The 10,483-nt window shown below is 42.6% G+C and carries 8 protein-coding genes; 2 read left to right on the plus strand and 6 right to left on the minus strand.

The window, feature by feature from the left end; translation table 11 throughout:
- Positions 1 to 24: 24 nt before the first annotated feature.
- The 5 genes from AB4371_RS07620 to AB4371_RS07640 form a co-directional block, all read right to left on the minus strand.
- A complete protein-coding gene (locus AB4371_RS07620; protein ID WP_372149372.1) occupies positions 25 to 1,284 on the minus strand; it encodes a restriction endonuclease subunit S in 1,260 nt (419 codons plus the stop codon).
- Entirely contained in the window at positions 1,274 to 2,920 is a 1,647-nt protein-coding gene (locus tag AB4371_RS07625) for an N-6 DNA methylase (protein ID WP_372149374.1), read from the minus strand. Before AB4371_RS07625 ends, AB4371_RS07620 begins: the two co-directional genes overlap by 11 nt.
- 128 nt (positions 2,921 to 3,048) lie before the next feature.
- The gene (locus AB4371_RS07630) at positions 3,049 to 5,037 is read right to left on the minus strand and encodes a UvrD-helicase domain-containing protein (protein ID WP_017068299.1); all 1,989 of its coding nucleotides are present in this window, start codon (positions 5,035 to 5,037) and stop codon (positions 3,049 to 3,051) included.
- Complete coding sequence (locus tag AB4371_RS07635) at positions 5,037 to 6,767, minus strand: DEAD/DEAH box helicase (protein ID WP_372149375.1); 1,731 nt, start codon at positions 6,765 to 6,767, stop codon at positions 5,037 to 5,039. Before AB4371_RS07635 ends, AB4371_RS07630 begins: the two co-directional genes overlap by 1 nt.
- Before the next feature lie 336 nt (positions 6,768 to 7,103).
- A complete protein-coding gene (locus tag AB4371_RS07640; RefSeq protein ID WP_136980188.1) occupies positions 7,104 to 7,334 on the minus strand; it encodes a helix-turn-helix transcriptional regulator in 231 nt (76 codons plus the stop codon).
- Positions 7,335 to 7,663: 329 nt separating this feature from the next.
- Here AB4371_RS07640 and AB4371_RS07645 point away from each other — a divergent pair, with 329 nt between their 5' ends.
- The gene (locus AB4371_RS07645; protein WP_371721606.1) at positions 7,664 to 8,875 is read left to right on the plus strand and encodes an Arm DNA-binding domain-containing protein; all 1,212 of its coding nucleotides are present in this window, start codon (positions 7,664 to 7,666) and stop codon (positions 8,873 to 8,875) included.
- Positions 8,876 to 9,184, plus strand: coding sequence for a hypothetical protein (locus AB4371_RS07650; RefSeq protein ID WP_102321029.1), 309 nt, complete (start codon positions 8,876 to 8,878; stop codon positions 9,182 to 9,184).
- Between the two features lie 135 nt (positions 9,185 to 9,319).
- Here AB4371_RS07650 and tnpC read toward each other — a convergent pair.
- Positions 9,320 to 10,483, minus strand: a 1,164-nt coding sequence (gene tnpC / locus AB4371_RS07655; protein ID WP_372149377.1) for an IS66 family transposase, incomplete at its 5' end; no start/stop codon positions are given.

Consider the following 10,483-nt stretch of genomic DNA (forward strand, 5'->3'; position numbering starts at 1 on the left):
CTCACTTTCTGGAATGACGAAAGGTTACTCTGCTAGTGCTTTAGCTTGTTCTACTTGCACGTTTTCTAAGTCGATTTCGCCGGAAAGCAATTTAGGAAGTAACGTGTCACGTAGTTTAGATAACGTTGCATTCTCTAACTGATTTACTAACATTTTATCCATTAAACCACCTACGGTTTTATGAAATGCTTTCAGCACATCAGCAGTTGGACGAACAAGAACCACCTTAGAAAAGGTACTAGTATTCATGTTTAATGTTGCGCTGCCACCACTAGCCAAATCATGGAAGTGTTTATTCAACCCTTTGAACTTAAATAACAGGTAGTAGAGCGCGTTCGCATCGTTAGGAACTACGGAGTTAATTTGTTGATTTGTATGACTTGGTTTCGTTGTTACAAAAACTTGACCAACAGTAGCAATACAGCTCACGCAGATACTGTTTTCTGGTATACGTTTCTTAGGTTGTGATTCATCCCCAGCCTGCGTCAATGTATCCGAAGTCTCAGTGATAAATACCTTGCCATGCGTATCAGGAATCTTGATAAATGGAACATGACCACCGTAAAAGTCAGCATTTTTCTTAGATGGTGTTTTTCCACAGATGACGTCACCAAAATCTTTAATTGACTCGACATTCCACCCTTCTGGAATCAAACCCAACTCAGACTCAACGAGCTTTTCTGGGAAAAGCGAGGCAACTTCTTTTGAAAGAAAAGGCGCATCCATCCATTCTGGCTGTTCATCATTCATTTTGGCTTTTACAGGATCAAAATCGACAAACCAAGATTTGAACAACGTTTGCGCCATTTGCTCTAGGGTTTGGTTGATTTGGTTGTTAAGAGTAATTTTCTGATCTAATGCTGCTCCAACAGATACTATTTGGTCTTGAACCTCTCTCCTAGGCCACTCAACTTGCAATGGATGGACATGATTGCGGTTAAGAGCAGGGTTTGCTGCACCTACATCCATTTTTTTTAATTCCGCAGACATACCTTTGAAAAAGTAGTACACAAACTGTGGATTATTCCCTTTGAAATCTTTAACCCATAGGGATGTGTCATGAGGCCAAAAGTCTTTCTCCACAAAAAACACTGTTCCTAGAGTACCTTTTCGACCGAGAACGACTCCGGGCGCTTCTACTTTAGACACATTGTGAAAACTTGATATTCCTCCTGAAGAAACTACAGGCACATTACCCTCTTGCTGCTCCTTCTTGGTTATATCAAACCCTCTTTGAAGAGTAATCTGCTCACCAATTGTGGTTGAGAAAAAGTTACTCCCCATAACCCAACGCCTCCAAATTGCGGCGAATCGCTTTATCCAAGTCTTGAGATTGATTCATTTGGCTGTATAGGGTTTGTGAAAGCTCACTCATTTTGGTTTCAAACGGAATGCCATCATCTTCCACGTCAGCTGCACCTACATAGCGGCCCGGAGTCAGTACAAAGTCATTAGCCTTGATATCAGTAATGGTCGCTGATTTGCTAAAGCCTGCTTGGTCTTCATACTTCTCGACTTTGCCGTCGCCACGTTCAATACGCGCTTTGAGTTCTGCGTCATCACAGCGCCAAGCGTGGTAAGTGTCGGCAATTAGAGCGATATCGTCTTTGGTCAGTTCTTTATTGGTACGGCTAATCATGGTACCCATCTCACGGGCATCAATGAACAGCGTCTCTTTTTGGCGGTTACGGAAACCTTTAGTGGTGTTCTCGGTTTTGTCTTTAGTGATAAACCAAATACATACAGGGATCTGCGTAGTAAAGAACAGCTGCCCCGGCAGAGCAATCATACATTCAACGCGATCGTTCTCGATAAGCTGCTGGCGGATCTCACCTTCGCCGGACGTGTTTGAACTCATTGAGCCGTTCGCTAATACAAAACCAGCCGTACCTGTTTCACTTAGCTTAGAGAGCATATGCAAAATCCAACCGTAGTTGGCGTTGCCTGTTGGCGGTGTACGGTAGCCAGCAAAGCGCGCATCATCGGTTAGCTCGGCTTCATTACGCCAACCTTTAAGGTTAAACGGTGGGTTGGCCATGATGTAATCGGCTTTCAAGTCTTTATGCTGGTCAGCAAAGAAGGTATCGGCTGCACGCTCACCTAAGTTGCCCGATAAACCACGAATGGCTAAGTTCATCTTCGCCAGTTTATAAGTAGTCGAGGTCAGCTCTTGGCCATAAATAGCGATGTCTTTGGTGCGTCCTTCATGCTCTTTAATGAACTTTAAAGACTGAACAAACATACCGCCCGAGCCACAAGCCGGATCGTAGATCTTTCCTTGGAAAGGTTCTAGCATTTCAGCTAACAGTGTTACCACTGACTTAGGCGTATAGAATTCGCCACCACCTTTGCCTTCGGTTGCTGCAAACTTACCTAGGAAGTATTCGTAAACACGACCGACTAAGTCTTCTTCGCTCATGTCACATTCGTTAGCTAACGTATCTATGTTTTCAATGCTGTCGATAAGTGACGCCAGCTTTTTCACTTCCAAACCTTGGCGCGAGAAATAGTTATCTGGCAAAGCGTCTTTCAAGCTTGGGTTGTTTTTTTCGATGGTTGATAGAGCGGTATCGATAATGATAGCGATATCATCTTGCTTAGCACGCGCTTTAACAAATGACCAGCGAGCATCTTCTGGCAAAAAGAAGATATTGTCTTGTTGGTAGAACTCTTTCATCTCAACAAAAGCTTCTTGCCCGTCGTCTATCATCTTCTGACGGCGTGCTTCAAACTTGTCGCTGATGAACTTTAAGAACACAAGGCTTAATACCACGTGTTTGTATTCAGATGACTCAACACTGCCACGCAACTGATTAGCGGTATCCCAAAGGGTCTCTTCAAAGCCTCTGGTCGCTTTTTTAGTTTTTGAAGCGGGCTTAGCTTTTGAGGCAGTTTTCTTGTTAGCGGGTGCTTTTGCCATGTTCTTAATTACTCGAATAATGTAGGACTTGGCTCTTAACAGCAGAGCCAAGATTTATTGCGTGGTATTGTATCGTAAATGCGACTTTTTGCATTGATTAAGAGTTACTTATGATAAATAAATAGCAACTAAATTTGGGTAACTTCTCCCGTAATTTCAATATGTTTTTCAACGCTAATTGGAAACTCTTCAGTACTGAAAACCACTAACTTTTGCCCAGCTCTAGTCATTGCTACATAAAGTTTACGCATTGATTCTTGCAATACTTCTTCTCTTTCCGAATCACTCAACTCTAGATTCTTAGGCTGGTTAATTATTTGACCACAACCAAGAACGAACACCGTACCAGACTCCATACCCGTACAACTATTGATATTAAGTAGCCTAATTTTGCTGCCTACGTTATCCGCTAACTCTTTGGAGTTGTTGTAGTTAATGACCTTGTTTGAACCAATACGTTTTTCAATGTCTTGCTTTAGCGACCATGGATTATACTCTGGGCTACATAAAACCATGATCTGATGAAGAGCGACTGTTCCCGACAGCACCAGGGCTGCGAGTTCGTTCAGGAACCTCTTTTTCTCATCTTGAGCATTTCGAGAATATATAATTTGGGGTTTGTGTCCTCTTGCCATTTTTTCATAGTCAGGCTTCACGTAATCTTCAGGGCTTCCTTCGAGATCATCGAGCAGAGCGTTCGCAGCGACCATTATTTCATAAGTCGTTCTGTAAGAATGATTCAAACGCTTAGTGCGCCCTCGAACATTCAAACCTACGCTCTTCCAGCTTAAACGGCTTTTTAAGAAACCTTGGTTGGGATCAGCACAAATAAATAATTGTCCCCCCGGCGTCAATGAGCGTTTAATTAACTGTAACCAAGATGGCGCGAAGAATTGAGCCTCATCAAGCAGTATGTGATCAAACTGTTCAAGAGGCTTGTCTGATAACGCAACTTCCTTAATATACAAACTCGGTAGGTATTTCTTAACCGACGACAACCGAGCAGAAAAATCAACATATAGCTGCCAAATATGTTCTCGCTGACTTTTTTGTAGTGCAAACCCACGACCCTGTCGATCGAATTCCAAGTACTCTTCTTTGTCTTTAATTAAATAGTCATTGATGTACTCTAGTTCGGACCAAATCTGCTCATCTGTTAACGATAGTTGCGTGTAAGCTTCATTTTTATCACTTAAAACGGTCTTCTTTTCTTCTTTCATATTCGCATCGCCAAATACTGGCTTAACACGCTGATGGCTTTTACTGTACTGCTTTAGCGCAAACGAGTGAAAGGTGGTAATTTCAAGGTTATCAGGTTTACCTTTAAGCCAGGTTTCGAACCTGTACTTAATATCTTCCGTCACTGGCTTATTGTGTATCGCAAGAAGGACCTTTTTTTCCGGGTATTTTTTACAATACAAAACTGCACGATTAATTAAAATCAGAGTTTTCCCACTCCCAGCGACCCCATTTATCAACCTTACTGAAATGTCTTCCTGACCTTCTTCTTCAGAATCGACAGACTCAACCATATCTAGCCTAGTAGCCAATTCTTGATCGTAATCTAAAAAAAATGGGAGCAGCTTTGCGGTATTGTCTACGGAGGTTTTTCCTCGACGAGTACTACACTGTGCGGGAATAACCGACTCCGGAAAAAACGTGCGCTTGATTCGTGAATGTGAGTCGATTGTGAACTCGGTTAGTGCGGCGTGGATTAGTTTTTCACCACGCTCAATAAACGTTTTGTTCTCAATTATTTGTACATAATCAGAGAAAGAACTATCAACTTGGAGAGAACCGTCAATTGGGAAAGTACTTTCTTCTTCCACAATCATATTATCGACGACAGCTAGATACTGAATAGGCTTTAAACCTAACGTCAACATCGAGTCATTAAACTTCAACAATTTAGAAAGACTAATACTATCTGGTTTCTCTGAATGGACTCCAACAAACACCCAACTATTGCAAGGCCCCTCAATAATACAAGGAGCAACTTGTAGAGACTCTAATAATGACTCACGAATAAAAAATTCGTCATTGAGTTTATTGAATACCTTTTTGCAATGACGTCGATGCTTGCGGTCTAAGCCTGTAATCGTATCTATATGTGCCATTAATCTACTTCCACCTTATAACAGTGACGAACCAGAGATTTATAATCTTCAATGTTTTGTCGCACCTTAGGATCATCCACCTGTTGCAGCATGCCTTCTGGGATTTCGGGACCTACAATCACCAACTTAGTCTGGGGTCTAGTAATGGCGACATTGAGACGTTCCGCTTGGAAAAAGAATTCAGCGATAGCGCTAATGTATTGCGGATCTGAGGAGCAGAATGAAACTATAATCATTTCCCGCTCTTGGCCTTGCATCCTTTCCACAGTATCCGTTACCACTAATTTTGATCCAAATATCCCCAACTTATCCTGAAGGCAAGACTTTAGAGCTTTGGCATGACCCCGAAACGGTGTAACGACACCTATCTCTTCAGCAGATAGACCCGCTTCAACAGCCGCGGTTATCAAATCGGCCACTAACGCCGCTTCTTTTCTATTTACACTTCGGGCATTGACCCCTGGAGTTTTTATGAATACAGAAGGCCGATTGCTAGAGAGGACCTCAGAATACTTGTGAGGTTTTTTAGGTAGAGAAAATGATGACAGCGTTGGTGGTCTTTTCGATTCTAATTCGCCCTTGTAATAACAGTTACTAGGCCATTCAGTTAAGGCTGGAGACATCCGATAAGTTTGGCTTAACAATACCGAAACCTTTTCATTGCCAAGAATCATCTTAGAGAAAGCCGAATTTTCCTCAAGAACGGATTGAGAAAGTATCACAGGAGGAAGCTGCTTATGATCCCCAACGAATACAAATCGACACCCTTTTCTCATTGCCATTAACGCCAATGGAACGGTAATTTGGCTGGCTTCGTCAAAAATAATGGTGTCGAATGTAAAGCTTTCAAGTCGCTCACTACAGGTAGCAAAAGGTGTCGCACCAATCACATACCCAGTGTCCGGTATATCTTCCCATTTTGATGCGTATTCAAAATGCTGAACCTTATCACTCAGTGATTTCTTACCGCCACTCGCACAAATTTTTGCAACAGGAACCCCTTCCTCTACAATTTTATTGAGTGCATTATTGATCGCCATGTGGGTATGAGAAGTCATGAAAACTCTCTGCCCTGCCTCTACAAGAAGCTTGGCGATAATACTAATAACTTTTGTTTTACCCGTTCCGGGAGGACCTTGAATACACGCTAAGTATTTAGAACCGACACCAAGCCCAACAGCTTCACTCTGCTTTTCATTTAATCCTCGAGATTCGGCATAATCCGCAGCGTCATCAAAGTCTTCGTCATAAATCGTTTCCGTATTCAAATGTCCGGAAAGCATAGGCAGCAATACGTCTCTGCCGACTTTCGATGTTGCTACATCAGCCAAAGCTTTATCATAAAACGGTTTTAAGTCCATGCCTGCAGGGTCGGCATAACAGCCTTCACTTAGTTGTGGAAGTAAGCTTTGATCTACTTTGACTTTGAGCAACCACTCTCCATCGTTTTCAGCTTCAATCGCTACTTGGTCAAATACCTTATGGTTACTTGGGTCGCCAAGATGCAAACAAATCATATCGCCTTCTCTAAAGCGTGATTCGTTATCACCTAATACGACTTCCAGATGATTAGACCCGGAACAGCTTACTGACTCTATTCGTTGAGTTTCGCCTTTTAATAGTTTTTCTTCTAAGGGTTTCTTCCAAGTTTCTAGAAGGTTTTCCATGCTAGCTTCATGTTCTGCATACACAAAAGCTTGTAGTTCTTTTAATACCGGAGTGAGTTCCATACCTAGCTTACCAACGTGAATTTGTACTCAAAAATGAGAATATTCATCAATACGAATAACCCAACCTTATTTTTTGAACGGTCATCACGTCAACTACGCATTCGCTAAACTGTTAATTACATCCATTAGTAGACAAAGATCATCCGATATTCTCAATCAATTTCAATGAGTAACAGTGGTTTCTAAGAGGAGGATGAGGAAGTATGGTTACTGATGAAGCCTAAAATTGAATAATTTTTGGGGCTTATCTTCTGACTTTTGTTAATAAGTTCCCTAAGTTTGCATTACATAAAGCACTATGAGCAAAACATAACATGAGCATAGCCACCCCTATGGTTATACGTCACTCTCACGTTCGAACATAATTAAATCAGACACATCACAATCAAAGTACTGACACAAAGCATCAAGAGTTTTTGTGGTTGTAGTGTACCCTTCGTCTCGAATCATTTTCGCCATGGCCGAACGCTGAATACCTATTTCGGCAGCAATTTGAGCTCCAGAGATCTTCCGTCCCTCTTCCGAAGATTTTTTCTCAATAAGTTCCTTTAAGTTATATCTAATCACACATTAATTCCTAAAAGATATAATAATGTGTCTTGATAAAACACAAAAGTATGGTTAAGCTGATTTTATGTCTTGTTAAAACACAAACAATGGAGGTCAAACGGACCAATTATTACTTACAGCAAAAGAGCTTGCAGGTCGTATCAAATTTAGCGCCAACTATATCAATTCGACTCTGCGAGATTCAATTTTCATCGAAGGTAAACACTACATTCGACCATTCAATGGTAGAAAAATTCTCTACATTTGGGAAGAGGTAGAGGCAGAATTATACCAATCTGCATCACGTAACCTTCAGTATATTCCAATGGCTGGCGGGAGGGTGTGTCATGGGTAGTATCAATTCACGTAGCGGTAAGCTCTATCTCGACTTCCGATATGAAGGTATGCGTTGCCGTGAGCAAACTGCACTGCCTGCAACTCAAGTAAACCAACGCAAGCTACAGAAACTGCTAAATCAAATTGAAGCGGACATTCGCCTGAGTTGTTTTGTATATAGTGAGTACTTCCCTGAGTCTAAGAAAGCTCAAACATTTTTGAAACAAGACATCCAAGCTCAAAAACGCAAACAGGAATTACTTGGTAATTACAAAACGGCAGTACAAGAGCTACAAGGAATTGAAACTGTCTTGTTCGAAAGCTTCGCACAGGAGTGGTATGACGAAAACGAAGTGCGTTGGAAAGAGAGCTATAAGGACAGTATGAAGGTCTACTTATGGTCGTACCTTGTACCCCACTTTGGGCATTTAGACGTCGCGAAGATCTCTCGACCTGACATCTTAAAGTACCGTGCTTCTTTAGTGAAACCGCGTAACAACGGCAAAAAATTATCTGCCGAGTTCATTAATCATGTCATGACACCACTGCGCATGATTTTGAGCGAAGCCGCAGATCGCTACGATTTTCGTTCGACGTTTGAAAACATCAAACCACTACGTGTTGAACGCACTAATGTAAACCCGTTTGATTTTAACGAAGTGAACTTGTTTTTATCATCGGTACGTTCCGATTTTAAAGATTACTTCACCGTCCGATTCTTCACCGGAATGCGCACCTCAGAGATCGATGGTCTGAAATGGAAGTACGTAGATTTTGAGCGTGGTTTAATTTCAGTTCGAGAAACGTTTGTACACGGCCGTTCAGACACAACGAAAACGGTGGGTTCAACAAGAGACATTCAAATGTCATCTGTTGTACTTAAAGCTATAAAATCCCAATACAAAGTGACTGGTACTAAGGAGTATGTGTTCTGCAATGCAGCTGGAAACCCTTTAGATAAAGGTAACGTCAGAGACCGAATCTGGAAGCCGACACTTAAAAACTTGGGAATGGAATATCGCCGCCCTTATGAGACTCGACATACGGCTGCAACATTATGGTTAGCAGCCGGAGAAGCACCTGAGTGGATAGCTCGCCAAATGGGCCATACCACTACAAAAATGCTGTTCACAGTTTACAGCCGATATATACCAAACCTAACCAGGCAAGACGGCAGTGCTTTTGAAAAGTTATTAGATGCTAATTTAAATGGAGGAAAGTAAATGGCTTATTCACCTCTAGCTATTCACTGCACCAGTTTGTGCTGTGACATTCTTCAGGCTCAGCGTTTTCAGAAAATCTCTCATCAAGATATTGATTGGCTATACGATGAAATTTACGAACTTATCAAGCAACGTACTGAACTGTGGCCAGATAAATTCCATCATGAACATGTCTTTATTGATTCAGTCACGCGCGGTGTACTAAAAGCACTACATCTATGTAAAGACAAACCAAATAATCGAGATGCCAGTTGGCTGTTGATTGCAATGCAATCACGGATCAGTTTTTCTTTGAAGCAATTGCATTAATGAGAGCTACTCAAAAAAGAGCCAAATGAACCCATGTTTATTTGGCTCTTTTCTATTTCCCATTTTTGAACATTTCTATACTCTGCTTGAATCTACCCTCACCGTATCCGCCCCATGAACCCACGGGGCGACTTGTCAGTGTTTGAAGTTCCAAGGCAGGAGTGCGTCGATATCAGGCTCAGCTTTCGCCAGCTCTTTCATGCACTTGACCATGTAGTCGTAGAGGATAAGACCGTTGGCTTTCGCGGTCTCGATGATGCTGTAAAGCATCGCGCTCGCATCAGCACCGTTTGGTGTGTTAGAGAACAGCCAGTTCTTCCTGCCAATGACCAGTGGTTTAATTGCGCGTTCAGCGCGATTATTATCAATAGATAAGTGACCATCGTCGATATAACGAATAAGCTTTGACCACTGCCCAAGCGTGTACTTTATCGCTTTACCTAGTGGGCTAGAGCCTATCACCTTCTGGGTTGTCATCCATTGGTAAAGCTCATCCAGTATCGGCTTGGCATACGCTTGACGCTCTGCTTTTCGCTCTTCGGCAGGCGCACCTTTTAAGCGTGATTCTATCCCGTAGAGTTTTTGGATTTTAGCCAGCGCCTTATCAGCCTTGCCCGATTTACCTTTCCCTTGAAGCTTTTTAGCATCCATGAACTTGCGACGAGCATGCGCTAAGCACCCTACCTTGGTGACGTGATGAAGTCCATCATAAGCCGCGTAGCCATCGGTTTGTAGATAACCGTTGTAGTCACCTAAAAAGTCCACGGGACACGCCCTCGCGCGACTGTTTTGATAGTCGTACAAGGCAATATTTTTCACATTCGGCAGTGCCGCTTCGGGTGAGTCAGCGCCTGAGCAGTAGAGCCACATATAACACTGCTTCTCTTCTTTGAGCACATTGAGCGGCGTTTCATCCGCTTGAACCACCACTTGTTGAAGTAGGTGCTCTTTCAAGGCGGCATACAGCGGGGCGAACTTCTCACTGACTTGGATGACCCACCTAGCCATGGTGGTACGTGATAGCTCGATACCCGACTGGTTAAACAGCGATTCTTGACGATAAAGTGGCATCGCGTATTGGTATTTTCCAAGAATGATGTTGGTCAGCAAACTTTCTGTGGCGAAGCTTTTAGGGATGAGGCTCTGAGGGGATGGCTTCTGAACGATTCGGCTGCTGTCGCCTGTTTTCTCGCACTGGCGGCAAGCGTACTTAGGACGAACATATTCCAACACTTTGAGTACCGCTGGCGTGAACTCTAGCTTCTCGCTGCGGTCTTCCCCGATTTTATGCAGGCTATG

The sequence above is a fragment of the Vibrio sp. 10N.261.51.A3 genome, assembly GCF_041471965.1.
Classification (GTDB): Bacteria; Pseudomonadota; Gammaproteobacteria; order Enterobacterales; family Vibrionaceae; genus Vibrio; species Vibrio crassostreae_C.

Bases quoted from the DNA above. Each gene is read 5' to 3' on its own strand.
- AB4371_RS07620 (WP_372149372.1), bottom strand. From the start codon at position 1,284: ATGGGGAGTAACTTTTTCTCAACCACAATTGGTGAGCAGATTACTCTT.
- AB4371_RS07625 (WP_372149374.1), bottom strand. From the start codon at position 2,920: ATGGCAAAAGCACCCGCTAACAAGAAAACTGCCTCAAAAGCTAAGCCC.
- AB4371_RS07630 (WP_017068299.1), bottom strand. From the start codon at position 5,037: ATGGCACATATAGATACGATTACAGGCTTAGACCGCAAGCATCGACGT.
- AB4371_RS07635 (WP_372149375.1), bottom strand. From the start codon at position 6,767: ATGGAACTCACTCCGGTATTAAAAGAACTACAAGCTTTTGTGTATGCA.
- AB4371_RS07645 (WP_371721606.1), top strand. From the start codon at position 7,664: ATGGGTAGTATCAATTCACGTAGCGGTAAGCTCTATCTCGACTTCCGA.
- AB4371_RS07650 (WP_102321029.1), top strand. From the start codon at position 8,876: ATGGCTTATTCACCTCTAGCTATTCACTGCACCAGTTTGTGCTGTGAC.